Genomic DNA, 23,478 nt, shown 5'->3' with positions numbered 1-23,478 from the left:
ACCTGAGCGCCGTAGCCCGTTTCGGCTCGACGCCCGCTGGTTGAGGCGCGGTACACAGGTCCTGCTCCTTGCAGGAGACTTAGTAATTCAGGGATTGGCAGCCTGCGAGCGAGTTGCCTGAGCTGTACTGTGCTATCCCGATGCCATAAGTACAAACTGTGTATCTGCCCCTTTGGGTGATGGGGACCAGGGTCGAGTAGCCGTGGTTTCCGGTAATGCCGAAAGCGTTGTTCACATCAGCCCTCGAAAGGTTCGCCGTGAAGGCGTACCCTTGGCGGGTCCCGTCAGGATACGTAATGTAGACGTGCACAGGATTGGACGAGCCCGGGACCGCCGGGTCGTATGTCCACCCCGTCGCCCTGATATTGGCCTGTCCTGACACCGATGCAACTCCGACGGAGTCGAGATAGCCGGCCGGGACTGGCGTACTGCCTACCTGAATGGACATGCATCCAAGCGCCGTGTTCCCGGTCGCGAGCGGGGCAACTGCGATGGCATAAGCGCAGGCGGTGTAGGTGCCGGTGCCCTTTGTCGCGAGCGAGGCGCTGAAGCCGTGGTTACCGCTTATGCCGAAGGCGTTGTTCAGATCGGGACGGGATTGATTTGCCGTGAACGCAGTGCCGACATTGCTTCCATCCGGTGCCTGGACGTAGACATGCACGGGGATGCTGGCCGCGGTGTTGGTGGGGTCGAACGCCCAGCCCGTCACAACGATGTTGGCCGCGCCAGGTGCCTGCGAGATTCGAATGGAGTCGTAATATCCCTTCGGCGGCGGGTTGGATCCGACAGTGATGTCTTTGCAGCCCAGCGCGGTGTTGTAGTACTGCCCAATGGCGTAGGTACATACGTGATAGGTGCCGGCTTTACTAAGGCTGATCGACTTGTCGAAGCCATGGTTCGAACCGTAGCCAGTAGCGCTTCCCACATCCGGCCTGGATGTGTTGGCCGTGATGCGGTAGCCCGTGGTCTGTCCGCTGGGGTCTGTGACGTATGCGTCGGCGAACGAGGCAGTTTGAGGGTTGGCGCGGTCTACGGCCCAGCCCGTCAGGCGAAGGGAAACGTCGTCCGGAGCACGAACCTGTCCGAGGGTGTCGAACGACCCGACGGGAGGTTCAACTCCATTTGCCTGAAAACTCTTGCAGCCAAGGTCAACATTGCCGTTGACGCTGACGGCGCTCGCGCAAACCTTGTATGTACCCGATGCGGTGATCTGGATGTTGTTGTCAAAACCGTGTGCCGGGCCATAACCGAAGGCTTGATCCACGTCTGGCCGATATGCGTTCGCCAGGAACGAGTACCCGGTGGTCACGTTGCCCGGATCGGTGACCGAAATATTGACGGGAGTCGATACCCAGGGTCTGGAAAGGTCTACGGACCAGCCCGTGACCCTCAGGTATGCCGAGGTGGTGTCCCGAACGAGGGACAGTGAATCGAATGAACCCCTGGCTGGACTTCCGGCGAACCTTTGGAGGGAAGCATAGTCGCCGTTCCAGACGTCCGAGTCGCCGCTGAAGGGACCGGTACTGCTGTACTGCCACATGCTGTAGTTAGCCCAACTGGACGGAAGAATTCCAGCGTCGTTCGACGGGCCGCCTGGGTATGCGGCGACCCAGAGGGGGTAGTCCCCGAATCCGGCAGGATCTCCGGTGCACTGCTTCCACCAACTCGTGTTGGTGTAGATCATCGGGAGCCGGCCGGTCAGGGAACGCATGGTGTTGCCGAAATTCTGTACCCACGACGTGAGTTGGGCGGGTGACATGTCGTAGCAGGTATTGCCCATGTAGACGCCGTTGATGGTCTGCCCTGCATACGGATTGAACTCAATGTCCAGGACGGGTGGCAAGGTTGCGCCGTCCGAACTCCATCCGCCGCCGTTTTGCACGAAGTAGTTGGCCTGGTCCGCGCCTGAGGACCAGTTGGGAATCGCGAAGTGGTAGGCGCCGCGAATCATTCCGACCGCCCGTGAACCTTGGTACTGCGAACTATAGGAGGGGCTGGTGTAATAGTTACCCTCGCTGGCCTTAACGTAGGCGAATCGCGCTCCCATGTTCCACTGCTGCTGCCAATCGACACCAGCCTGGTAGTAGCTGACATCAAGACCCTGAATGCCGAAGGTGGGCGTCCAGCTGCCCTGGGCAGTTAGCGCGCCCTGCACTCGTGGGGAGCGTTGGCCCATTTGCGCGCCCCCTGGTCCCGCAGCTGCGCGCATTCCGGCTTGGCGATCTGCGCTGCTTTGGGTCGTCGTGGTTGGCGACGGCGTTGCCGCCTGGCTTTTTGCCGCTGGCGGCGTTGGTGAAGGCGTGGAGCTTGCGGTCGGCAGCGGTGTCGGCGTCGTTTGGGGTGAAACCGCGGGAGACGACGTCGGGGAAGGAACCGGTGCGGCAACCGCCGTCGTTGCCGAGAGAAGCAAGACCGCCGCGCCGCACAAAGCTGTTAGCGCAAGGTCATGAACGCGGCGCACCCGGAAAGTGGAGGCAGGGGCTTTAAATTGAATGGTCTTCATTTCTTGGCTCCACACGAGATTGCCGGTTCCCGATGGAGCGGCACCCTGATTCATCCCACCGTTTCAAATCTGCGGCGGCAATTGGCTGTTGGCACTTCTAATTCGAAGGCAACCATAACACTGATGTGCAAGGTGGTGCTAATGTGGTCAATGGGATTTGAGTGAGTGGTTCAGTGCGGTTCAGATACTTCCTACCCGGCCGCAACTCTGCAAACACCGCCGCCCCGGCCTGCGTATTGCAGGCCGGGGCGGCGGTGTTTTCTACTTCGGTGCTGTGTATTCAGGAGTTCATGGCAGGAAGTACCCGGAGACGTCCGCGATGAGTTGTGCCGTGCCCGAGGATTGGCTGTAAAGCGTGACCTTTCCATCGGCACCCACCGGGACCGTGACCAGGTTGGGGACAATTTGATTAGTGGCGTAGTTCAAATTGGATGTGTTCGGCCGTGCGGTTCCGGAAGCGTATGCGGTGGCGAATCCGAACGACGTCGGATTGGCTACCGTGAGGTTGAAGGTGACTGCCGAGACCGTTGCGGGGATGCCGCTGACACCGCCGACCTGGAAGGACACTGTTCCGTTCGGTGCCACCGGTGTGCTGTTGCGGGTGTCGAGGAACCTGTTTGGTGCGATGGGTTGGAACGTTCCCGATGCCGTTGCGGTGCCGGCCAGGTAGTACCCGGAGACGTCCGCGATGAGTTGGGTGGTTCCCGATGACTGGTTGTAGAGGGTGACTTTTCCGTCCGACCCCACGGGAACCGTGACCAGATTAGGGACGATCTGTCCGGTGGCGTAGTTCAGGTTCGAGGCGTTCGGCCGTGCTGTTCCGGACGCGTACGCCGTGACGAATCCGAACGACGTCGGGTTGGCCACGGTGAGGTTGAAGGTCACCGCCGAGACCGTCGCCGGGATGCCATTGACCCCGCCGACCTGGAAGGAGACCGTGCCGCCCGGTGCCGCCGGTGTGCTGTTGCGGGTGTCAAGGAACCTGCTTGGCGCCAGCGCTTGGAAGTCCCCGGGCGCCGATGCGGCAGCCGGGAGGTAGTACCCGGAGACGTCCGCGATGAGTTGCGCGGTTCCCGATGACTGGTTGTAAAGGGTGACCTTCCCGTCCGACCCCACGGGAACCGTGACCAGGTTGGGGACGATTTGACCGGTGGCGTAGTTCACGTTGGAGGCATTCGGACGGGCGGTTCCCGATGGGTAGGCCGTGACGAATCCGAACGACGTCGGGTTGGCCACCGTGAGGTTGAAGGTCACCGCCGAGACCGTTGCCGGGATGCCGTTGACGCCGCCGACTTGGAAGGAGACAGTGCCCCCGGGCGGCACCGGGGTGCTGTTGCGGGTGTCGAGCAGCCTGCTCGGGGTGATCGACTTGAACACACTGGCCACCGCAACCGAGTCGTACAGCGCGTAGTCATCCGTTATCAGGGTTCCATTGCTCAGCAGATTCAAGCCCATGCTGATTGCGCTCGCACCTGCCGGAACCGGCGGTGAGGTCCAGGTGGCCTGGGTCCAGGCTGTTGCGGCGACAAAATTCGGACTTGCGGTCCAATAAGTCCACGTGCCCAGGCCCGTTCGGTAGTACAGCTCGAATTGGGTCGGCGCCGTCGCCGTATACCAAGCGGACATTTGATAGGAGTGACCGGGCGTAGCGCTCGGCGCACATTGGCCCAAGTCCAAAGTCGGCAGGAGCTTGGCATCGCCGTCAACGTAGCCGGAAATTACCATCTGTTCTGCGACGATTCCCGTGTGACCCGGGGACACGCTGGTAAAGGTGTGGGTGTTGGTGCCGAATGAGCCAATTGCCCAGCAATACGGGAGGCCAGTGGCCACCGGACCGGCCGTTTCCAAACTCGGGTTCTGGATCAGGTTTCCGACCGTGATGGGTGGCGGGGCAGCCGGTCCATTGACGAGTGGCTTATCCACATCGAGCGCCGGATTTGCCGGGTCCGGAAATTGGGCGGCCATCACCTGACGCACCGTCTTGACGACGATCCTGCCTGCCGTTTGTTCCGTCGCGAGCCAATTCACGTAGGCCTGGAAATTGGCTGTCGTGACGGTCAACGGATCGGAGGTGGAGTCGAAGTGATGGAAAGTCAACTGGACCCATCCGCCACCAGCCTCCGCTTGGGTCACGACGGCCTGCAGGTCAGTCAGGGCCCAAGTGTTGTCCACTTCGTCAGGCGCTTTGGTGAAGTAAAGGTCCGCGGTAGGAACCGGCAACGGTTCGGCCACTTCGGTCAACGTTGGAGCAGCTTTGCTCTTCAGGTCGCCGAGGCCGCGGGCGCTGTTGTAGCCGCAGGATGCGACTGTTTGTTCCACGGCTGGAGTAGCGGATGCAAAGGGGTAGGCGAAATTCGTGACCCGGAAGCCCATGTTGGTCAGGTTGACGCGGTCATTGCATACCTGGCGTGCCACCTCGTTCGCATCCATCTGGGCAAGATCGGGGTGCGTGACCGTATGCCCGGCAATTTCATTGCCTGCCGATTGGAGGGCGAGTGCCTGGGCGGTTGTCAGGTAAGTCGGCGCATTCAGATAGCCGGAGGGAAGGAAGAATGTTCCGAACATTCCTTTCGAGTTCAGATAAGCCGCAGCAGCCACCTGATCGGCATTTGCATCGTCAAACGTCAAAGTGACCGTAAGAGGACCAGCAGCCTGGGCTGGCTGGGTCAGAAGGGCCGCATTGAAGAGCGTCGCTAAAAGAAGCGCGGCAGCCGCCATGGCAAACGCTTTTCGGTGGTTTTTTTGAGCTTTAAAGGAGGGCCTCCGCCCAATGCGGGAAGCCACCATGCACCCGTCTTGCATCTCAAGTCCGTTCGTCGCGCCTGCAACATGACTGGTGCGACCTTCCGTGCAGTTTTCCCGCTAGCACAATTCGGGCGTTGCCAGTACTCATCGTGGGCATTCATTTGTTATTAACCCGGTGGCGCGTCGATGGCGTAACAGCAATAGGCGCTTGGCCCTTTTGGCCAATGGCGCGCGCCTGATTACTCGACGCTACGAGCGGCCAATCAGGGTGTCAACACTCGTATTTAGTCACCGTCAACACTCGAGTAGTGGCCAAGCTCCGTCCCGATTTCGTGCATCCTGTTGATGGTTATCCACAACCGCCCCGAATTGACTTGGCAGGGTGCTGCAACCTCCCCTAGCCTTAACCCTGTTGAAGGTTTCCGCAGCGCCTGGGCGCATGCTGCATTGGGGGGAACATGGAGGCTTTGCGCATCGTCGAGGACGAGGTCCGGGAGCTGATTCGTCGGCGCGGACTGGATCCTTTGAGCCAGGCAGCCGAAGTGCACCGCCTCGTCGAGGCCGCCGTGAATGACTACGATGAGCGGGCGCTTCTGGGCCCCTTGCCTCCTTTGGGGCATTTGGACACAGCGCGCAAGTACGTGTTCGACGCCGTTGCTGGCTTCGGGCAGCTCCAGCCGCTTCTGGACGACCCCACCATCGAAGAGGTCTGGCTCAACGCGCCCAACGAGGTCTACGTTGCCCGGAATGGCGAATCCGAACTTACCTCGATCAGCCTCACCGAGCAGCAGGTTCGCGACCTCGTTGAGCGGATGCTCAAGAGTTCCGGGCGCAGGCTGGACCTCTCCTCACCCTTTGTGGACGCCGCCCTGTCCGATGGCTCTCGGCTCCATGTCGTCATTCCCGACGTCACCCGCCGCCATTGGGCCGTGAATATCCGCAAATTCGTGGTCAAGGCGACCCGGCTCGAGCATCTAGTGGAGCTGGGGACGCTGACGGCCGGGTCGGCCGGATTCCTGGGAGCTGCGGTGGCCAGTGGATTGAACATTCTCGTCTCAGGAGCCACCCAGGCAGGAAAGACCACAATGCTCAACTGCCTGGCGGCCAACATCGGCTCCCGGGAGCGGGTCATCACCGTCGAAGAGATCTTTGAACTCCATTTCCCGCTGCGTGACGTCGTTGGCCTCCAGTGCCGCCAGCCAAACCTCGAGGGTCAAGGCGAAATTCCCTTACGCCGGCTCGTCAAAGAGGCTCTTCGCATGCGGCCGGATCGTCTCGTGGTGGGCGAAGTCCGGGAAGCCGAAAGCCTGGACATGCTTATTGCGTTGAATTCGGGGTTGCCGGGCATGTGTACCGTCCATGCGAACTCTGCCCATGATGCCGTGACCAAGATTTGCACCCTGCCGCTGCTGGCCGGCGGGAACATCTCAAGCGCGTTCTATGTCAATACACTACGGATGCACTATGGTTTGGAGTATGAAGCAACACATCCGCGCAGCAATCTACTGCCGCATCTCGAAAGACCGCGAAGGCGCGGGCTTGGGCGTTCAGCGCCAAGAACAGGACTGCCGCGAAATTGCGCACAAGCTCGGGTGGGAAGTTGCCCACGTATTTGTCGACAACGACATCAGCGCCTACGGCGGCAAGGTTCGGCCGCGGTACCGGGAAATGCTGGAAGCAATGAAGGCCGGCACGGTTCAAGGCGTCGTTGCGTGGCACACCGACCGTTTGCACCGATCTCCGCGTGAGCTGGAGGAATACATCGACGTATCGGAGGCCCAGGGGATCACCACGCAAACAGTCAAGGCCGGTGAAATTGACCTGAGCACACCCTCGGGCCGGGCCGTTGCCCGAACGCTCGGAGCGTGGGCGCGGTACGAATCTGAACACAAATCTGAGCGCATAACCCGCAAGAAGCTACAACTAGCCCAGACGGGGGCGTTCACGGGCGGTCCTGTGCCCTTCGGATGGAAGATGCCGGACGGCACGCCGCTCATCATCGAGGATGACGCAGCGGAAATCCGGCAAGCCATCTCTGCGACAATCAGCGGAGCCAGCATCGGATCCATAGTGAAGGACTTGAATGCACGCGGGATCGCAACGAGGCGGGGCCAGCAATGGACGTCAACGAGCGTGCGAAACCTCTTGCTCAGGCCCACCAATGCCGGCCTGTCGGCCTATCGAGGGGAGATCGTGGGGAAGTCTACGTTTCCTCCCATCATCACTGAGGACGAATGGCGTACGGTCTCTGCCATCATTTCCAACCCGGCGCGCCGCACCCAGACTGACTCGAGGGTTCGGCACCTGCTCGCTGGGTTGCTGCAATGCGGAACGTGCGGGGGCGCCATGAAAACGTCATCCCGGGCAGGCGGCGATTCCCGCACGAAGTTCTACTACAAGTGCCCAACAAAAGGCGTTGGCCACGCCTTCCAAACAGCGGAGCCAGTGGAACATCTGGTCACTGAGACCGTACTGCTGCGATTGGATCAGCCGGGGGTCATTGCCCGCCTCGCCGGACCTCAGGACCAAGGGCGACAACACCGACTGCAGAGCGAAGCGCTCACTCTGCGTGCACGCATGGACGAAGCCGCTGACAGTTTCGCGGACGGCCTGATTACCGGGAAGCAGTTGGAGGCCATTACTACCCGTGTACAGGCCAAGCTCGACACGATTGACAAGGACATCGCTGCAGCAGCTCGGTCAGCGGTGGTGCCCGCGTCTGCGGCCCAAAATGTAAGGGCATGGTGGGAGTCGGCAGGCATCGAGCGGCAGCGCGCCGTCATTGACGCTCTTCTAGTGCCTATCGTTGATCCAATAGGGAAGAGTGCGCCGAGGACGTTCGACCCAAACAGGATCCGCATCGAATGGAGGACGGTATGACTGGCGTGGAGGCTACGGACGCAAAAGGATCTGCTGCAATTGATTGGAATGCTCTGCCGCACGTCCAACCCCACCCCTATTACCCGTCAGACTCACCCGTCGACAAACATGGCCGAGCTTTGCACGAGGAGTGGGACAGGATTGCAAAAGAGGTAATCAACCTCGCTCCACTCCAACAGTGGGTGGCAGAGGCCCGCAGACATGCTCGGAACCCGAGGATGGTTGGGGTGCCGGTTCGGATGCCTTGGGTGACGTTCACCTGTCCCAAGAAGCGCCACGCAATCGCACGGGTCAGAGGCTTGCTCCGGATCCAGGTCGGCCCTGATGGAAATGAGATTGTGCGGCTCGAGCTTGACCGTCGAGACATGTCCGCCGAGTATCTCGAGGCTATGCCGGTAGAACCCGGCAGTTGGATCAAGCTGAACCCGAGAATTCCAGACTGCGGTAAGTGCGAGTGGAAGGGTGGGGGAATGCGTTTCACCACCATGGGGAAGCGGTATCTGGAAACGGTGTTCAGCGGGCGGGACAAGTGCAGCATCGAGGGTGGGATTGCGAAGTAACAGCCGCAGCGGACGATACTGCGTTGCGGAAGCCCATGCGCATGTGTATGATCGAGCTAGGCGAATCTAAGCGTTGTAATTACACCAACGAGATTCGGTGCCGCCCCGGGAGGAAAGCGGCAAATACCACCTCCCGTACGCGCTAAGCGCCCTGATCCGTTTCGGACTGGAACTCTACTTGGAGTCCGTCCGAAATGAAGTCTGTTACCCACTACAACGCCCGTGTTGGCGCTCTGTCCCGCTCCCGTTGCGAAGACGATTCCGAATTGCTGGCGGCGCGACGCGACCTGCGCGCCGCCAAGCTCGCGGCCTACGTCTCTAAGGTTGTCGCGGAAGCTCCGCCCCTCACAAATGAACAGATAGACCGCATCGCGGTTCTGCTCCGCCCGAATTCACGCGGGGCCGCCGCGTGATCATCTCTCAAGTCATCCTCATTGACCTCTACGAGTACCGTTCCGGCCGGTTTTACGATGCGGCCCAATTAGATCGCTACGCAGACGAGAAGCTCGGCCGTGCCCGGCCGGGGGATGTCATCCGGCTCCTAGTCCGTGACCTGGCTCCCGCGCCTGTTCCCGAGTCGCTTAGTTGGGCCCGTCCGGACTTGTGCTTCATGGTCGAGGCGGACACTATCGCGAACGGACTTGCCTGGGAGGCTGCCCTCGAAGAGGCCGAGGTGGTCAATCATGGCTGATAAACGACTCTGGGCAAAGGTGGATCGGAACTACTTTTCCAACCCGAAGACCGGCGAGGTACTCCTCGAATCTCCCGCGGCCGTCCTGCTGCACCTCTGGTCGATCCTCTACTCGGCCCAAATGCTCACAGACGGAGTTGTCCCCGAGCGAGTCGGGCTCCACGCGGTTAATGCCGGTAGGGAAGATGCCGACATGCTCGTCGCGGCGGACATGTGGCACCGTGCTGGACATGATTGCCCGGACTGCCCGGAAGTGCCCGAGGGCAAGGCCTACGTGCACGACTACCTCGAGCATCAGGATCCTGCACAAGTGATAGCTGAACGGTCCCGGCGGATGTCGGCGGGTGGGGCGAAGGGTGGCAAGCGTGCAGCCGAAGCCAAGGCTCAAGCCAAGGCTGTAGCCCACCCTGTAGCTACCCCTAAAGCCCAGGCTAAAGCCACCCCTCAAGGCCAGGATCAAGCCTCTTCCAAGCCCTCGGCAAGCCTTGTTCAAGCAGAGAGAGAGATAGAGCGAGAGAATACTTCTTCATCAAATTCTTCGACGGAGTTTGATGCTTTCTGGTCCAGCTACCCGCGCAGGGTCGGAAAGGTGGCTGCGCAAAAGGCCTTCGTCAAGGCGCTGAAGTCTGCCGATGTCGAAACGATCATGTCCGGCGTTGAATCACTTCGAATTGAGGTGGCCGGGAAGGATCCCAAGTTCACGCCTCACCCGGCAACCTGGCTGAACGAGGGTCGCTGGGAAGACGAGCCTTCGGGACAGTTGCAGATCCCGACAGGTAGCCCTTGGGACCCGAGCTTCCACCGGACGCAGGGTGCAGCATGAGCGAGGCAACAACGCCGCCACAGGACATCGAGGCGGAACGATCTATTCTCGGGGCGATGATGCTGTCCCGGGATGCTGTTCAGGACGTCACAGAGATCATCAATGGCCCGGACTTCTACAGGCCCGCGCACGAAACCATCTTCCGGACGATCGTGGCAATGCTTGGCCGCGGAGAACCCGTGGACGTCGTTACCGTTAGCGATGCGTTGACTCGTGAAGGCGAGGTAACGAAGGTCGGCGGCTATGCCTACCTGCACGAGCTAGCAGGGAACGTGCCTACCGCGGCGAACGCAGGGTATTACGCGGAGATCGTAGCGAAGCAGGCCATCCGCCGCCGTCTCGCCACCGCAGGGCAGCAGATCGCGTCCATGGCACATCAACCGGGCGACGAGTCCGAACTTGTGGAACTAGCCCGGAAAGCGGTTGATTCGACATCGACGGCCACTACATCGACCGTGCAGCACTTCGGGGAAACCATCGATGCCATGCTCGGGCAACTGGACGAGAAGCCGAACTATGCGCCAACGCCCTGGTCTGCCCTAAACGACATCATCGGTGGTCTACGTCCAGGCGGCTTGTATGTGGTGGGGGCGCGGCCATCGGTCGGTAAATCCGTGATTGCCCTGCAGCTTGCCAAGGCGCTGACAGCAAAAGGCTCAGTGGCCTTTTCCTCGCTTGAAATGTCGGAGTCAGATGTGCAGATGCGGGCCGTATCCGCGGACCTGCGCATCGACCTGCGGCGACTCATCGAACGGGACCTCACCCCGGGCGACTGGGAGAAGATCCGGACCCGACGTGCCGCATGGCAGAACGTCCCCCTCTTTGTCGATGACAACTCGGGGGTGTCAATCACGGACATCAAGCGCTTTGCCCGCTCCGTAAACCGACGCCAGCCGCTCGCCGGGCTCGTCGTGGATTATCTGCAGCTCATGTCCCAACCGGCCGGCGATAAACGGCCCCGGCATGAATTCGTCGCGGACATGTCGCGGCAACTCAAAATCCTCGCTATGGACATGGAGATCCCAGTAGTTGCCCTCTCCCAGCTCAACCGAGGATCCACGCAACGGGATGACCAAATGCCGAAAATCTCCGACCTCCGCGAATCCGGCGCGGTGGAGCAAGACGCAGACGTAGTGATCCTGCTCCACCGGGAAATCATGGGCGAAAAACGAGGCGACCTCGCCATGCTCGTGGCGAAGAACCGCAACGGCTCCACCAACGTCGCACAGCTTGACTTCTTGGGCCACTACTCAATGGCGCTCGACAAAGGCACCCCACCCACGCCGAGGACCGCCGCATGAATGACGCAGACGAATACACCCGACCTATGGAAGCCCCGAAAGAAGCCCGACCTATGAAATCGAAGTGTTCCGCTCACCGTTCAAGTGGTGGGCCATGCCAGCGCTCGCCGATTGCGGGTGGCACTGTTTGCGCGACACATGGCGGATCCGCTGGCCACGTGAAGGCCGCAGCGGCCCGCAGGCTGGAGGTGGCAGCGGTAGAAGCGGACGTCCGTGCGGTGATTGCCTCCGAGGGTTTGGAAGCCGTCACAAACCCGCTGGAGGCCTTAGCGCTACTGGCCACCGAGTCACTTGCGATGAAGGCTGCGTTGGCTGCAAGGGTGAACGCGCTGCAGGAGATCTCCACGACGTCGAAGCTCGGAGTTGAATCCTTGAAGGTCGAAGTCGGCCTGTACGAACGGGCGCTTGAGAGGACTGCGAAGTTCCTGGATCTCCTGGCCAAGTCGAACTTTGAGGAACGTAGGTTACGGATCGACGAGCAGACGGCGGGGATGTTCGTCGCTGTCATGAAGAACGTCCTGAACCGGCTGGACCTGACACCGGCGCAACAGATACTCGTTGGCACCGTCGTACCGGAAGAACTGCGAGCGCTCGATGCCTGAGCCGCTGAACGCCCCTGAATCGCTCGCACTTGGCTATACCGCACTGAGTGCCACCACTCCCGCCAAAGGCCGGGGTACGCCCCGCGGGGCGTACCCCACCCCGCCGAGAAAGTGCGAGCTTTGCGTCCCGGTTGTCCGGATCGTAGAGGACAGCTACTACCTAAACATCTCCGAAGCCAGCCATGAGGCCGGCTGCCCCAATCATCCTCGCAACACCCAATCAGCAAAGGAACTCTAAAACATGGTCAATGCGGTTCTAGGCGATCAGTACTACCTCGTAAATCGCCTCAACGAGATTGAGCGGGTGCTCCGGGACCTGTCCACTCAACCGATCCTTTTGAACGCCTCCACGGGGCAGGGCGGCGGTGTCCCCGGCATCACGATCGATGCCAAAGGCGTGCACGCCTTCGACGCCAACAGCAAGAATATCGTCGGGATGCTCACCAATGACGGGTCGATCACCGCCTACGACACGGCAGGGAATCCGGTAGCCAGGTTCGGGCCGCTTACCAATTCAAGTCCCGGCAACTACGGCATCGAAGTGAAATACAACGGCATGTGGGCTCAGGTCGGTTCCGGGAATGTTGACTGGCCAAACATCACCAACAAACCGGCCACCTACGCCCCGTCAGCACACACGCACGCCGGTGGCGACATCACAAGCCGCGTAGCTTCGGCAACGGACGCTATCGGCTCACAATCCGGGTGGACCAACAACGTCGGCGGAACGTCCTTCTACCAAGTCTGGGTAGGGAACGACGCCAACTACTCATTCGGCCGCAACGTCTCGAGCATCCGGTACAAGGAAAACGTACGGAGCCACTACACCGACCCCGCAAACGTCCTCGCGCTCACGCCGGTCCTGTACGACAAGATCCCCAAAGCCCCGGCCACGGCGCCGACAAACGAATACGGACTCATTGCCGAACAGGTTGCTCAATACTGCCCCGAACTCGTCCAGTGGTTTGAAGGCCAGATCGACTCTGTCCGGTACGACCTGCTCAGCGTCGCGCTTCTGTCAGTCGTCAAACACCAGGACGCGCAGATCACAGCCCTGAACAACGCGATGGCAACCCTTATCCCATCCTTCACACCCCCGGCGGCGTCCCCGGTTGCAGCGAACGTCCCTGCATCCGCGGCCCCGTCACCGCAGCCGGCGCCGCTGGCATACACCATCCAGCCTCAGCAATAGGAGACCCGACGACATGTCGAACATAGAGAACCCGAGCCTCAATGATGTGATGCCCGCGAACGAGCAGGTAGCGGTATGGAATGCCGCGATCGTCGCGCATTTTGAAACGCAGTGGGCCGAGCTGCAGGCCATCATCGCTGAACTAAAGGAACGGCCTGATCTCGTCACCCCGGAGCATGTCATCCTTGTGACGGAAGCCATTCAAGGACTCATGAAGTGGCTGCGCGCCCATGGCATCGACGCGCACTTCGACGTCACCGAGGCGAATGGGCTCGACGTCCACGCGGGTGATCACCTGTGAACGGGAGCGAAAACACCTTGAATACACCGGAGAAGCTGGAGAATTGGACCATGAGCACCAACCTCGACCCGGAAGGCGCGGCCGAGCAGCTTCCCGCCGAGATTGCGGGCAAGTCGGCCGGACAGATCGAAGGCATCCTTGAGCTCATTGACTCGGGGGCCCTCGAGGCCACCAAAGCGCAAAGGGCATACCTCGCCGGCGCTGCCTTCGCCCTAAGGCAGGCCCAGATTCAAGGCTGACACCACCCAAACGAAAAGACGCCGCTTCCCTTCGCCGGGAGCGGCGTCTTTTCTGTTTCACGCATGGACTATTTACACCAATGGAACCTTTGGTGTAAATTCAGGGACATGGCAACGAAGAAATCCATCCGCATCAAGCCTCTCGCCCTCGCGTACGTCAGGGTGAGTACGTCTGATCAGGTGGAACACGGCGCATCGCTTGACGCGCAGCGGGTAACGCTTCTCGCGGAAGCGGAACGCCGCGGCTGGGATGTCGAGATCGTTGCGGACGAAGGTCTTTCCGCCAAGAACATGAAGCGCCCGGGCCTCACGTCGGCTCTGGATCGTTTGGACGCAGGAGATGCCAACTTCCTGTTGGCTGTGCGTCTCGACCGCGTCAGCCGCTCTGTGGCCGACTTTGCCGGCATGCAGGACCGTGCCGCCCGTAAGGGATGGGGCATAGTCGTTCCAGGCTCGAACATTGACACGTCGGATCCGGCAAGCCGCTTTACCGGCAACATCCTGGCGGCGGCCGCACAGTATGAGCGGGAGTTGATCGGCGCCCGTACCCGCGAAGGCATGGCAGAAAAGAAGCGCCAGGCCATGGACAGCGGCATTCCGACGAACTTTGGCCGCCCCCGCACGATGTCCGCAGATGTCGTGCGCGAGATCAAGACTGCTCACGCATCCGGCCGGTCGATGCTGGCCATTGCCAACAGCCTCACAGAACGCCAAGTTCCGACGGCTCAGGGTGGCGCCCGCTGGTACGCCTCCACCATCAAGAAGGTGCTCCAAAGCGCATAAACCGGGTCAACGGTGACTGACCCACCTCCCGATCACCAAAGAGCCCTGCCCCGTGGTTGCTAATCACGATGGCGGGGCTCTTTTGTTAGGTCTTGCAAATCAATGCGATCACATGAGGTGACGCCTGACCGTCGAACCCTCAGGACTCTCAGTAGCGGGGGGCGATTCAACTACCTGCGCCACTCCTGCTCAACAGCCCTCGGCACGGGCACACGTAGTGCGTCAATCTTCACGAGCGCTCGGTACGCAGCCACCACCAGTTGAATGAACCCCAGAAGTACCAAGCCAAGGGCACAAAACGCCAAGATCACAAATAGCTGGGGGTCGGAATTGCGCGTAACCGCCACGCCAGCAATAAATCCGAAGAACCAGGAAAGAGCGGAACCCCCAACGATAAAAATGATGCCGGAAAGAAACACACTAGCCGACTTGCTGAACTCCACGATGCCCCCATGGTTTCGATTGGACCGCTGCGGCAATACTAAGGCTTAGGTCGCGATCCTTTGGCAGACTCACTGTCCGCCCGAGAGGTCACACTGGCGCGCGTCTGAGGCGCACTGGACGGATCCGGATACCAGCCAGCGGGATTAGTCATTGCAGTCCCCTTCTATCAGGACGGTTCTAGACCGTCTTTGGCAGCTTGCGCCGAGGCAACTTGTGCTTGCTCGAGCCTCGCTACTGGCTCGGGGGCCAAGCTAACAAGGTAGTCGATCCCAGCACTGGCACGGCTTATGCCGACCAGAAGTGATATCCAACCGAGCAGGGCCAGCAACCCGCCGATTGCCATTCCGCTGTTCGAACCGCTGGTATCGCTGAAAATAGACGCTTTCAACGAATTGGCCAGCCCCCCTAAATAAAGGGCGCTGCCAATTCCCTGCAGTATCAGTCCAGCGATGATCCACTTCCGCGACTTACCTGGTTTCATCATTTACCCCTTCGCTATATCGTTGATGTCGCAACCCTGCCGACGCGGCTTCCTGCCGCTCACGGGACCACCAGCGATCCGCCAAGCTTGTCCTTGATCTTGGCCAGCACGGACGCGTCATGAGCTTCCACGATCCAACGAGGCCCCTGCAGGGACGTCGTCTTCGTGAAAGACATCAGGGTCTTGCCCAGGCTCATCTCACTGTCTGTCGTGAACACGTGCAACCCCATGTCACTGGAACATTTGATGAAGTCCTCGGTCCCATCCTTGGACGGATCAGGCGCATCCCCCGGACAGTCCACCCCGGACGCGATCACGGCCTCCCGTAGCTTCGTGGCGTTCTCATAGGTGGCATCCTTTTGCGGGCCGCCGCAACCTGTCAGGACAGCCGCCGCGACTATTGCGCCGACAAGGACCGGAAAGTTTCTATTCACTCATTCCCCCAAAATGAACGTTGAAACCCTGCCTCCCAGAGGCGGATTTGTTCGGACAGTATCATTCGATGAACGCGCGGGCGCGTTTCGAAATCAAAACGTGACCTGTTGGCTCCTGACCACCCCGCCCGACTGCAAAGCCCCGCGGGTTTGAGGTCATGAACCCGCGCATTACTGGTGGTGGGTTACGTGGTATTCCTTCGGGATGAGCGACATGACGGCGGTATGCAGTCATTGGCCATCGTTCCGTAGGTACCCCCCCATTTCGCTGTCCGGTTCGCCACTTCCGACGTGGGCAAGGCTATTTTGTTTTGGAGACTGGCCGCGGAGACGTCTTCAAGTGAGCCAGCACATACTCATCTTCCGGGCCGGGGTTCTCTCCGTAGGCGCCCAACGCGACAAACCGTGGGTCCTGGCCGGCCAAGGGAGTGTTGTCCATGCCTTGGCTAGCAAGCCAATCCACGCCCCGGTTCTCAGAAACAATTGCCAGGGTCTTGTCGTAGAGACTGACGCTGCTCACGAGAAGTGCCCGTTTGATGTCAATCCCCTCAGAGATATGTCGGCTCTGCTCTATTAGGTCTTCGAGCGCATTGGCGACTTGCACCGCGCTCCTCCTCATCTCTAGCAGGACCGTGACATCGCTTGGAATCATCTCGTCAGTCGATAGGAGAGTCGCCGCAGGAACCGCGAGAGCCGTGCTTAGGACGCTTATCTCACCTACGGAGGTTGGCCTGGCCCCCCGTTCGAGTTTGGCAATCATTGACTGCCTCATTTGCAGACCCAAGCTGGTCAATCTTTCGGCAAGTTCTGCCTGTGTCAGCCCAGCGGCGACGCGGTTACTGCGGACATTGCGTCCGAAAGCTTGTTCGGCGAGCTCGCTGATACTCGGTCTCGAGCGAATATTCTCCATGCGAATACATTACGCAGTCCCACCGAGCTTGACAAGGCGACCAACGATGAACAATGATATTCATATCAGGACTATTAATGTAAGTACCAGTGAGAATATGAGGAGCGATGACACCTGACATTGCCAAGTTGCTAACGCTGGCGGAAGCTGCCGAGCGGCTGCGCAAGTCGCCTGCCCAGCTCCGTTGGATGATCCACTCCGGCACCGCACCCAAGTCGGCCCTGATAGGCGGACGCAGGATGTTCCGGGAAGAGGACGTTCAAAACTACATCAAACAGGCCTTTGAAGGGCCGGATGACCGCAAAGACTGGCAGCCTCATTAGGCCCCAATACACCGAATTCAAGAATCTGCAGAAAGACCCCCATGCCATTCAGCAACGAAGATCCAGGCCCGACGCTGGTTCCCACCCCAGTAAGCCCATATTTGGTTCGCCTGTGGGAAATCATGCCCGAACTGGAGTGGATCACGGTCGCCGTCGAGGACGGCCAGATCATGCCAACCCCGGACGAAATCAAGAGGCTATTCAGTTACGCCGGACGGATGAAAGCCGTCGCTGAGGCAGCCGGATTCGTATTTGAGGGTGAACGATGAGCTATATCTTCACGGCGGCCGTCGCCTATGACCCGGCATCCAACAAGCCGGTAAAGAACGCGTCGTTCCAGGTGTACGCCACCGCGGACACCGCATTCACCACGCCTCTTGCGATCACTGACACCTTTGGGACGCCTCTTCCCGGCAACATCCTGAACAGTGGTACGCAGGGCGTGTTCCCGCAGTTCATGCAGGCCACGCAGGCGACAGTCACCATTGCAGACTCCACAAAGACGTACGCGTGGACCATCATCGCAATCCAACCGCCGACTCAAGATTCTGCAGTGGCCGGGTTTGTGAGCGGCGCGGGATCCACTCCGGGCGCCATTGACACGCTTGTGGGCCAGAAAGTCAACGCCACTGCTTCCACTACTCGAGGGGCATTGGATGGGAATTACTCCAAATTGTCGGCCTCCATCTCAACGGCCGTCACCCGCAAGAATCCATTTGACCCTAAAGCATCCGCCTACAACGCGACTGCTCAGAACATGCTCAAAGCGCGGGCGAAACTCGGCGCGGCTTTGTCGGGAACCGGCACGTGCTCCGTCCTGTGCGGCCCTGGCGACTCCTTGACGGAAGGGTACAAGGGGCTCCCGGCATCCCAGTCGTACCCAGTTACGCTTCGGAAGATTCTCTCGAACCGCGGCTACCCGCTGGCCGGGTCCGGGATGGTGTTCACTGCCCAGAATGACGCGATCAGCCCGGACGCAAGATGGGCCTTTACTAACTTCACCCAATTCTCGGCGCAGGACCTTTTCGTACAGGCGTCGGTCTCCGGCGCCGTGGCCACCTATACGCCGCTAGCAGGGGACCCGGCAGGGACCAGCGTTGACGTGTGGTTCCTCACCGGCTCAGGTGCGGTGACGATCAGCATTGACGGCGGTGCTGCGGTGGCCTTCACGCCACCTGCGGGCGCGGCTGGTCCCACAGTTCGTACCTTCTCCGGGCTCGCCAACACCACGCACATGGTTGCGGTCACCACCACTACGGCGACAGCTACGTACTTTTGCGGCGTCCGCACGTATGGAGGGAACGGCGTCGAAGTCACTAATGCAGGGATAGCAGGCTCCCAGACCTCGAACTGGCTCAACAATGCCGCCTACAACCCCAAAAATCTCGTACCGGGTATCCTCGCCCCTGACATCGTGTTCTTGTGTCTGCTCCAAAATGACGCAGCAGCCAGTGTCGCACTGGCCACCTACCGGGCGAACATCAATAGCCTCATCAGCCAATACCAGACGCTCGGCTCAACCGTAATTCTCGTTATCCCGCCGGCGTGCAACACCGGCACGGTCTCCACGACCGCGTGGAAGGGCTATGCGGACTCGATGTTCGACTCCGCGGAAGCCTCTAACTGTCCTGTCCTCGATGTCAACGACAGGATCGGCGCCTATGCAGGTGGAAACCCCAACGGCCTTTACAACGGGGACGGAGTACACCAGACCCCAGCAGGCATGGCGCTATGGGCTAGCCAGGCAGCGGCCCTACTCACTTCGTAAACCTGGATTTGGTTGTGCCGACCACAAATGCCCCCGCGGGGCCGGAGGCCTGGGCCTGTGGCCTTGGCAAAGCGCGCAGGCCCGCGAACTGGCGGGCGCATAGCCACTACGTCGCAGGCGTGCGTCTGCGCGTGATGCCAGTTCGTCAGAACGCAACACCACCGGCCAGGGAGAACTCGCGGACACTCCTGAAGTCCAAGACCGTCCCGGACGTCTACATCAACGCCCGAGGCCTCCGAACTTAAGTGTTTCGTTGCGCCGTTCATCTTGCGCGCCGGAACCACGTCATCGCCAAGAGAGCGAGAAGCCCGCCGCCGGAGCCGCCAATTACCCACCACAGTAGTGTCTGGTCCGTCCTGGGATTTTCGACCTGCGTGCTCCGAACAGGGGAAAGAGTCGTTGGCGGTACCGTTCCGGACACCGACGACGGTGAAGGCCCGGAGGTGTGATCGGTGGGCCCTGTCGTCGTTGCCGATGGCTCCGGTTGCGGCACGGTTGTCGCATCGGCCGGCGATGGCGGGTCCTCGGCAGTGGGCGGGGCTGTCACTGGTGCGGGACGGGCCGGCAACGGCTCGGGGACAGGCGCAATGCGCCGCGCCGGGACCGGAACCCTGATGGGCTGGAGGGAAGGGCTCTGGGCCGGTGGTACAGGGCCAGGGTTGGTTGGAACAACGGTGGGGACGATAACGGGTGGAGTAGACGGTGCAGGACGGTTCGGCTGTGCGTTGTCTGCGGCAGGCTTGGGGGAATTCGCGGTTTGACACTGCTGCGGATCACCCGACGCTTCACGGCACGTGGGTGCAGCCTGAGCCGCCGCACCGATATCGGATACAACAAAGACCATCAAGGCAAGTGTGAGGGCGGCGCCGCGGGCTCTCGCCCCGGAACCCCTTGAACAACACGTTTGCTTCGGAGGCCCAGCACTGATTTCTAGGAAAGACTTCATATGCAATATTCCCCATCGGTCGATCAACTTGACCGGCTGGTGCCAGCATATTGAGAATCACAGATAAGGGACAGCATCAAGGCGGCGCGTCACTGGCAGGGATTGCCCAGGGCCTCAAGAGGGACCAGCCCTAGCGCAACTGCCCGGCAACGCCCTAGAGTCTGCTTCAGGCTGTAGTCGGCAGGAGCATTGGGACAGCCATCTCCGATGTGAAGCTACCCTTCACTCGCTATGATTACGACCAAGTTGGGTTTTGGGGACGGCACAATGATCGATAATGGTGACGGAACTGCATCCTATAAAAAGCCCATCGAATTCACGCAGGCTTTCCGCGTCCGAATTTCCGATGTTACAGGATTCTCTGTAACGCGAGGGAATAAGGCGCTTGAGCGTACCATCAAGATTCTCGGTAACGGGACTGAGCTTGCGTCCGTCAGCGTGAATCATGGAACCTCTGAAAAGATTGAGGAATGGTTCCGCGCACATCCAAGTTTCCACGACAATCAGCGCTCCCATGAAGCTGCGGACGCCTCGCCGGTCCCAAGCCTGGACGGGCGGCTTATCGCTGACGAACTGACGAAGCTCGCAACTCTTCGGGACTCTGGAGTGCTAACTGATGAGGAGTTTTCGAACCAAAAGGCCAAGCTTCTGAGTTAACTCTTCCGCACTGCCAGACGGGATGCGCCGGCGCCCTGGCCGATGGATTACTACGAGGGCCGCAAAGAGGTCTGGGTGGAAGCGTCCAGGGTGCGACGCCGGACCATCGACCCGCGGGTGCGTTAGGCACGGACTCGGTCCAGTTGCTCCGCAATTTCCACCATAACCCGAATCATTTCCAACACTGCTTCCTTAGCCCTGGGGGACAGCTTCTCTGTCCCTGAAGGCATGCGGAGCGGTTCTCTCCGGTGCCCTGTTTGTATTTCGTACAGGTCCGAGATGGCGACCCCCAGAGCGTCGGCAAGGTTCGCCATCGATCCATCAGATCCACGGGCACCTCGAAGGATGATGTCACCAGCGGCCTTTGGCGAGGGCTGGCCTCCGCACGCTGCGCTGAGGCTCCGCAGCGACGTAACGCCTGCTCTGTCCATTAGTTCTTGCCAGGGGGCGGGGATTCCACTCATGTTGTTACTTTCCGTCCTATTCAATGCCACGGCCTTCCATAGAAAGCGGCGGTCTCATCTCTCTGGCCCCGGGCGAGACGCAGTTAGTCGATCTTTTTCCAGGTTCCGCAGCTCTGGCTTACGAATCCCTCGCCGGCGTACACGGTCACGACTGGACCTTGGGGTGCAAACGTAATCAAGTCATTGGCAATCGTTCCGCCTTGAGCACTTGTTCGTTCCCAATAGCAGTTGTGGACGCTGTTCGACTGGACTTGGTACGTTCCCGCGGCGATGTCCTTGCCTACTACGTAGGTGCCATCGCGCATTTGGGTGTCGGGATCCCCACTTCCGACGTGCTGCAGTTGGGCCGCGAATGGCGCATCCGGGCACATGGCCGCAGCCGATTTGGCAATAGCCCGGATCTCTTGCCGATAGATGTCTACGCCCGTCCTGCCCCAGTCGGCCTTAGGTGGGAGCATGCATGCCTCCAGGACGCCACTGAAGGCATACGATGGGGCACTGATGTCTCCACCGTCGGCCCCGATCTGGTTGACTACTGCTTGTTCGTCCGGCTCCAGGGTGTATTTGTCATGCCACCATTTGCCACCGATTTGTCCATCACAGCTTTCGAACGCCTTGAAGTCCGGGTCTGCCCATACGGCTTTGACGGTGTGGAAGTGTTGCTTGGCAGTCGTCGACGAGACACCGACGATCCCGGCCTTTGTACAGTTGAAGTCATATCGCACGGCTCGTGCCGAGGCGGCTGCAGCGGCCTTCAGACTGGCATCGGTGCCTTGCAGGTGCAAAGTAATCAGCGCCCCTGGTCCGACTTCCACGCCGCCTTTGGGCTCCGTGCTGTCGATAATCGCAGTCGAGGGAGGGTTGGCGAAGGCCTTTCCGTCATCGCCCAGGGCGTCGTAGCGGAGTCCATTTGGCTGGATGAACTGGTAAGCCTGTTGAAATGTTTTCCCGGACAAGTCGGGCAAGGTGATTGGCGCCGGTGTGGGAGATATCGAAGCTGTTGGTGAATCGGCGGCCGCTCCAGATTGTCCGCCGCATCCAGTCAACACCAAGGATAGAACCAACCAACCTACGCCGATGACTTGTCCCGACCCCATCGTGTGCGAATTCCGAGACCGATTCGGCTTGTCTGAATTACTCATCTCCTGTACCCCCAAATTGTGAAGTGAACTCCCGTGCCGATGCTAAGGCAGGCTTGCGGGAATCCGGGTCAGCTCGCCGCGCTTGTCAAGCAATCGGGTTTACAACGAAGGCCGTCGCGTCCTTCGGCGCGTGGTCCGTGGAAGGGGCGGTGTTGCCTCGGCCGCGGTGAGGATCGTCGCCAGATGCGCCTCGGTGAATCGCATGGTGCGTTCCCCGAATTTGAGGTAGGGCCATGCACCTGATCGGGCGTTGGCTCGGACGGTTGCGGGCCGGAGTTGCAGGATTTTGGCGAGCTCTTCGACCTTGTAGGTGCGGGGACCGGTCTCGTCAGCAGGGGAAGTCATTAGTGCTCTTTCGATGGTTCTGTTGGTGTCTAAGGACGAAGATACCCGCTCTAGAAGGACAAAAGACCAGCATAATAACTAGCGCTCACAAAAACCGCAGTACGGGCACCACTTATCACTATCTGAAACACGACATTGGGGGCTTTTCTCCCTGAAAATCGCGGCTAACGTGGTGCTTCAAGTGCGAAATAATTTCTTGAAGAAATGCCGAATGCCTGGGCGTAACAGTTTGATGACATCCAATCGGCAAGGTTTGAATTACGGCTCGGTTCAATCCCGAGGGCGGGCGAACCGGGGCCGAGTCTAGACCGACTCCTACCGGCTGTGGTGGGTTACGTGGTATTCCTTCGGGATGAGCGACATGACGGCGGTGCGGGTTTCGTGGGCCGTCAGATCTGTGTCGATGATCTCGTAAACCGCGTGGCGGAATACCTCAGCAGAGGTCATCTCCGTTTGGCGCGCGACGGCCATGCTGGTCACGCCCTCAGAAATGCTTGGAGGGCCGCAGCAGCATTCGCGAGGTACGCCGCCGCGGCTTCGATCTGCGCTCGAGATCCGACCATCTCGAACACGCCGTCGTCTGCCGGGCCGTCATATTCAAGCCCGATCCACTCGAGGCCCTCATACGGGATCTGCACGGCAAAACCGATGTGCTGGCCTTCGCGGATCACGTCGGTAACGAGCGCGGTGGATTCACCGAAAGTGTCATCCGATCCAAGCCAGTGGGGATTCTCTCTAGGCAGCTCATCAGTCGAGCCGGTGCGCTCCCGGATGTCAGCGGCAAGCTGTGCCGCTGACCCATGCCGAACTCCCCAGTCATCGAGTGACGGCCTGGTAGCTGTGATTGTGTCGGTTGCGATGCTCATGATGTTTCCCCCTGAGGAATAGTGGTTTGGTTTGTGGTGGTGCAACCGAGCGGGAGACCTTTGATGCTCGGTGCTGTG

At 60.1% G+C, this 23,478-nt stretch carries 27 protein-coding genes and 1 pseudogene; 18 read left to right on the top strand and 10 right to left on the bottom strand.

The genetic code is table 11. The features are described 5' to 3' along the window. Nucleotides 1-79: 79 nt before the first annotated feature. The gene (locus ABH924_RS00770) at nucleotides 80-2,176 is read right to left on the bottom strand and encodes a lysozyme (RefSeq protein WP_404496168.1); all 2,097 of its coding nucleotides are present in this window, start codon (nucleotides 2,174-2,176) and stop codon (nucleotides 80-82) included. Nucleotides 2,177-2,243: 67 nt separating this feature from the next. Between ABH924_RS00770 and ABH924_RS00765 the strand changes: the two genes are divergently transcribed. Continuing rightward, the gene (locus tag ABH924_RS00765) at nucleotides 2,244-2,450 is read left to right on the top strand and encodes a hypothetical protein (protein WP_404496166.1); all 207 of its coding nucleotides are present in this window, start codon (nucleotides 2,244-2,246) and stop codon (nucleotides 2,448-2,450) included. A gap of 341 nt (nucleotides 2,451-2,791) precedes the next feature. Here the strand turns inward: ABH924_RS00765 and ABH924_RS00760 are convergent, their stop codons facing one another. Then, nucleotides 2,792-5,221, bottom strand: a complete 2,430-nt coding sequence (locus ABH924_RS00760; protein ID WP_404496164.1) for a polysaccharide deacetylase family protein — start codon at nucleotides 5,219-5,221, stop codon at nucleotides 2,792-2,794. 485 nt (nucleotides 5,222-5,706) lie between these two features. Here ABH924_RS00760 and ABH924_RS00755 point away from each other — a divergent pair. The 12 genes and pseudogenes from ABH924_RS00755 to ABH924_RS00700 form a co-directional block, all read left to right on the top strand. Further along, nucleotides 5,707-6,702, top strand: a pseudogene (locus ABH924_RS00755) (CpaF family protein); the annotation flags it as partial. Nucleotides 6,703-6,787: 85 nt separating this feature from the next. Then, nucleotides 6,788-8,128 carry a recombinase family protein gene (locus ABH924_RS00750; protein ID WP_404496162.1) on the top strand — a complete coding sequence of 447 codons (1,341 nt, stop codon included), beginning with the start codon at nucleotides 6,788-6,790 and terminating at the stop codon, nucleotides 8,126-8,128. Further along, nucleotides 8,125-8,688 carry a hypothetical protein gene (locus ABH924_RS00745; protein WP_404496160.1) on the top strand — a complete coding sequence of 188 codons (564 nt, stop codon included), beginning with the start codon at nucleotides 8,125-8,127 and terminating at the stop codon, nucleotides 8,686-8,688. The genes ABH924_RS00750 and ABH924_RS00745 overlap by 4 nt, the downstream gene beginning before the upstream one ends. A gap of 194 nt (nucleotides 8,689-8,882) precedes the next feature. Beyond that, complete coding sequence (locus ABH924_RS00740; RefSeq protein WP_404496158.1) at nucleotides 8,883-9,101, top strand: hypothetical protein; 219 nt, start codon at nucleotides 8,883-8,885, stop codon at nucleotides 9,099-9,101. Further along, nucleotides 9,098-9,379: a hypothetical protein gene (locus ABH924_RS00735; protein ID WP_404496156.1), complete on the top strand. Its 282-nt coding sequence runs from the start codon at nucleotides 9,098-9,100 to the stop codon at nucleotides 9,377-9,379. Before ABH924_RS00740 ends, ABH924_RS00735 begins: the two co-directional genes overlap by 4 nt. Continuing rightward, a complete protein-coding gene (locus ABH924_RS00730) occupies nucleotides 9,372-10,202 on the top strand; it encodes a hypothetical protein (RefSeq protein WP_404496154.1) in 831 nt (276 codons plus the stop codon). Before ABH924_RS00735 ends, ABH924_RS00730 begins: the two co-directional genes overlap by 8 nt. Then, nucleotides 10,199-11,503 carry a replicative DNA helicase gene (locus tag ABH924_RS00725; protein ID WP_404496152.1) on the top strand — a complete coding sequence of 435 codons (1,305 nt, stop codon included), beginning with the start codon at nucleotides 10,199-10,201 and terminating at the stop codon, nucleotides 11,501-11,503. The genes ABH924_RS00730 and ABH924_RS00725 overlap by 4 nt, the downstream gene beginning before the upstream one ends. Nucleotides 11,504-11,661: 158 nt before the next feature. Further along, entirely contained in the window at nucleotides 11,662-12,105 is a 444-nt protein-coding gene (locus tag ABH924_RS00720; protein WP_404496150.1) for a hypothetical protein, read from the top strand. 241 nt (nucleotides 12,106-12,346) lie between these two features. After that, the gene (locus tag ABH924_RS00715) at nucleotides 12,347-13,297 is read left to right on the top strand and encodes a tail fiber domain-containing protein (RefSeq protein WP_404496148.1); all 951 of its coding nucleotides are present in this window, start codon (nucleotides 12,347-12,349) and stop codon (nucleotides 13,295-13,297) included. 13 nt (nucleotides 13,298-13,310) lie between these two features. Beyond that, nucleotides 13,311-13,598 carry a hypothetical protein gene (locus ABH924_RS00710; RefSeq protein WP_404496146.1) on the top strand — a complete coding sequence of 96 codons (288 nt, stop codon included), beginning with the start codon at nucleotides 13,311-13,313 and terminating at the stop codon, nucleotides 13,596-13,598. A gap of 50 nt (nucleotides 13,599-13,648) precedes the next feature. Continuing rightward, a complete protein-coding gene (locus ABH924_RS00705) occupies nucleotides 13,649-13,837 on the top strand; it encodes a hypothetical protein (protein ID WP_404496144.1) in 189 nt (62 codons plus the stop codon). A gap of 108 nt (nucleotides 13,838-13,945) precedes the next feature. Beyond that, the gene (locus tag ABH924_RS00700) at nucleotides 13,946-14,620 is read left to right on the top strand and encodes a recombinase family protein (protein WP_404496142.1); all 675 of its coding nucleotides are present in this window, start codon (nucleotides 13,946-13,948) and stop codon (nucleotides 14,618-14,620) included. A gap of 170 nt (nucleotides 14,621-14,790) precedes the next feature. Here ABH924_RS00700 and ABH924_RS00695 read toward each other — a convergent pair whose 3' ends face one another. From ABH924_RS00695 to ABH924_RS00680, 4 genes are all read right to left on the bottom strand, one after another. Then, nucleotides 14,791-15,063: a hypothetical protein gene (locus tag ABH924_RS00695; RefSeq protein WP_404496140.1), complete on the bottom strand. Its 273-nt coding sequence runs from the start codon at nucleotides 15,061-15,063 to the stop codon at nucleotides 14,791-14,793. A 167-nt stretch (nucleotides 15,064-15,230) separates the two neighbouring features. Further along, a complete protein-coding gene (locus ABH924_RS00690; RefSeq protein WP_404496139.1) occupies nucleotides 15,231-15,548 on the bottom strand; it encodes a hypothetical protein in 318 nt (105 codons plus the stop codon). A gap of 56 nt (nucleotides 15,549-15,604) precedes the next feature. Continuing rightward, on the bottom strand, nucleotides 15,605-15,979 hold the full coding sequence (locus ABH924_RS00685) for a hypothetical protein (RefSeq protein ID WP_404496137.1): 375 nt from the start codon (nucleotides 15,977-15,979) through the stop codon (nucleotides 15,605-15,607). A gap of 301 nt (nucleotides 15,980-16,280) precedes the next feature. Further along, a complete protein-coding gene (locus ABH924_RS00680) occupies nucleotides 16,281-16,889 on the bottom strand; it encodes a helix-turn-helix domain-containing protein (RefSeq protein WP_404496135.1) in 609 nt (202 codons plus the stop codon). Between the two features lie 107 nt (nucleotides 16,890-16,996). Between ABH924_RS00680 and ABH924_RS00675 the strand changes: the two genes are divergently transcribed. The 5 genes from ABH924_RS00675 to ABH924_RS00655 all read left to right on the top strand — a co-directional run bounded on the left by ABH924_RS00675 (nucleotide 16,997) and on the right by ABH924_RS00655 (nucleotide 20,583). Then, nucleotides 16,997-17,212, top strand: a complete 216-nt coding sequence (locus tag ABH924_RS00675) for a helix-turn-helix transcriptional regulator (RefSeq protein WP_404496133.1) — start codon at nucleotides 16,997-16,999, stop codon at nucleotides 17,210-17,212. Nucleotides 17,213-17,253: 41 nt separating this feature from the next. Continuing rightward, nucleotides 17,254-17,481: a hypothetical protein gene (locus tag ABH924_RS00670; protein WP_404496131.1), complete on the top strand. Its 228-nt coding sequence runs from the start codon at nucleotides 17,254-17,256 to the stop codon at nucleotides 17,479-17,481. Then, nucleotides 17,478-18,980 (top strand): GDSL-type esterase/lipase family protein, encoded by a 1,503-nt coding sequence (locus ABH924_RS00665; RefSeq protein ID WP_404496129.1) that lies wholly within the window; start codon nucleotides 17,478-17,480, stop codon nucleotides 18,978-18,980. The genes ABH924_RS00670 and ABH924_RS00665 overlap by 4 nt, the downstream gene beginning before the upstream one ends. A gap of 452 nt (nucleotides 18,981-19,432) precedes the next feature. Then, nucleotides 19,433-19,741 carry a hypothetical protein gene (locus ABH924_RS00660; RefSeq protein ID WP_404496128.1) on the top strand — a complete coding sequence of 103 codons (309 nt, stop codon included), beginning with the start codon at nucleotides 19,433-19,435 and terminating at the stop codon, nucleotides 19,739-19,741. Nucleotides 19,742-20,157: 416 nt separating this feature from the next. Continuing rightward, a complete protein-coding gene (locus ABH924_RS00655; protein ID WP_404496126.1) occupies nucleotides 20,158-20,583 on the top strand; it encodes an SHOCT domain-containing protein in 426 nt (141 codons plus the stop codon). A gap of 547 nt (nucleotides 20,584-21,130) precedes the next feature. On the opposite strand, the gene ABH924_RS00650 is transcribed toward ABH924_RS00655, so the two are convergent. The 4 genes from ABH924_RS00650 to ABH924_RS00635 all read right to left on the bottom strand — a co-directional run bounded on the left by ABH924_RS00650 (nucleotide 21,131) and on the right by ABH924_RS00635 (nucleotide 23,400). Further along, the gene (locus tag ABH924_RS00650; RefSeq protein ID WP_404496124.1) at nucleotides 21,131-22,003 is read right to left on the bottom strand and encodes a hypothetical protein; all 873 of its coding nucleotides are present in this window, start codon (nucleotides 22,001-22,003) and stop codon (nucleotides 21,131-21,133) included. 285 nt (nucleotides 22,004-22,288) lie between these two features. Continuing rightward, a complete protein-coding gene (locus tag ABH924_RS00645) occupies nucleotides 22,289-22,534 on the bottom strand; it encodes a hypothetical protein (RefSeq protein WP_404496122.1) in 246 nt (81 codons plus the stop codon). 315 nt (nucleotides 22,535-22,849) lie between these two features. Beyond that, nucleotides 22,850-23,014, bottom strand: coding sequence for a hypothetical protein (locus tag ABH924_RS00640; protein WP_404496120.1), 165 nt, complete (start codon nucleotides 23,012-23,014; stop codon nucleotides 22,850-22,852). Beyond that, nucleotides 23,011-23,400, bottom strand: coding sequence for a hypothetical protein (locus ABH924_RS00635; protein WP_404496118.1), 390 nt, complete (start codon nucleotides 23,398-23,400; stop codon nucleotides 23,011-23,013). Before ABH924_RS00635 ends, ABH924_RS00640 begins: the two co-directional genes overlap by 4 nt. Nucleotides 23,401-23,478 lie beyond the last annotated feature (78 nt).

Source organism: Arthrobacter sp. GAS37 (assembly GCF_044908325.1).
In the GTDB taxonomy this organism is placed as follows: Bacteria; Actinomycetota; Actinomycetes; order Actinomycetales; family Micrococcaceae; genus Arthrobacter; species Arthrobacter ramosus.
The sequence above is the reverse complement of the archived record's forward strand: the minus strand, read 5'-3'. Positions and strand labels throughout refer to the sequence as shown.

What these genes read in the sequence shown, in the direction of transcription:
- ABH924_RS00730 (WP_404496154.1), top strand. Translation starts at nt 9,372, where the DNA reads ATGGCTGATAAACGACTCTGGGCAAAGGTGGATCGGAACTACTTTTCC.
- ABH924_RS00665 (WP_404496129.1), top strand. Translation starts at nt 17,478, where the DNA reads ATGAGCTATATCTTCACGGCGGCCGTCGCCTATGACCCGGCATCCAAC.
- ABH924_RS00655 (WP_404496126.1), top strand. Translation starts at nt 20,158, where the DNA reads ATGATTACGACCAAGTTGGGTTTTGGGGACGGCACAATGATCGATAAT.
- ABH924_RS00670 (WP_404496131.1), top strand. Translation starts at nt 17,254, where the DNA reads ATGCCATTCAGCAACGAAGATCCAGGCCCGACGCTGGTTCCCACCCCA.
- ABH924_RS00700 (WP_404496142.1), top strand. Translation starts at nt 13,946, where the DNA reads ATGGCAACGAAGAAATCCATCCGCATCAAGCCTCTCGCCCTCGCGTAC.
- ABH924_RS00690 (WP_404496139.1), bottom strand. Translation starts at nt 15,548, where the DNA reads ATGATGAAACCAGGTAAGTCGCGGAAGTGGATCATCGCTGGACTGATA.
- ABH924_RS00705 (WP_404496144.1), top strand. Translation starts at nt 13,649, where the DNA reads ATGAGCACCAACCTCGACCCGGAAGGCGCGGCCGAGCAGCTTCCCGCC.
- ABH924_RS00770 (WP_404496168.1), bottom strand. Translation starts at nt 2,176, where the DNA reads ATGGGCCAACGCTCCCCACGAGTGCAGGGCGCGCTAACTGCCCAGGGC.
- ABH924_RS00645 (WP_404496122.1), bottom strand. Translation starts at nt 22,534, where the DNA reads ATGACTTCCCCTGCTGACGAGACCGGTCCCCGCACCTACAAGGTCGAA.
- ABH924_RS00635 (WP_404496118.1), bottom strand. Translation starts at nt 23,400, where the DNA reads ATGAGCATCGCAACCGACACAATCACAGCTACCAGGCCGTCACTCGAT.
- ABH924_RS00725 (WP_404496152.1), top strand. Translation starts at nt 10,199, where the DNA reads ATGAGCGAGGCAACAACGCCGCCACAGGACATCGAGGCGGAACGATCT.
- ABH924_RS00760 (WP_404496164.1), bottom strand. Translation starts at nt 5,221, where the DNA reads ATGGCGGCTGCCGCGCTTCTTTTAGCGACGCTCTTCAATGCGGCCCTT.
- ABH924_RS00740 (WP_404496158.1), top strand. Translation starts at nt 8,883, where the DNA reads ATGAAGTCTGTTACCCACTACAACGCCCGTGTTGGCGCTCTGTCCCGC.
- ABH924_RS00710 (WP_404496146.1), top strand. Translation starts at nt 13,311, where the DNA reads ATGTCGAACATAGAGAACCCGAGCCTCAATGATGTGATGCCCGCGAAC.
- ABH924_RS00675 (WP_404496133.1), top strand. Translation starts at nt 16,997, where the DNA reads ATGACACCTGACATTGCCAAGTTGCTAACGCTGGCGGAAGCTGCCGAG.
- ABH924_RS00680 (WP_404496135.1), bottom strand. Translation starts at nt 16,889, where the DNA reads ATGGAGAATATTCGCTCGAGACCGAGTATCAGCGAGCTCGCCGAACAA.
- ABH924_RS00715 (WP_404496148.1), top strand. Translation starts at nt 12,347, where the DNA reads ATGGTCAATGCGGTTCTAGGCGATCAGTACTACCTCGTAAATCGCCTC.
- ABH924_RS00745 (WP_404496160.1), top strand. Translation starts at nt 8,125, where the DNA reads ATGACTGGCGTGGAGGCTACGGACGCAAAAGGATCTGCTGCAATTGAT.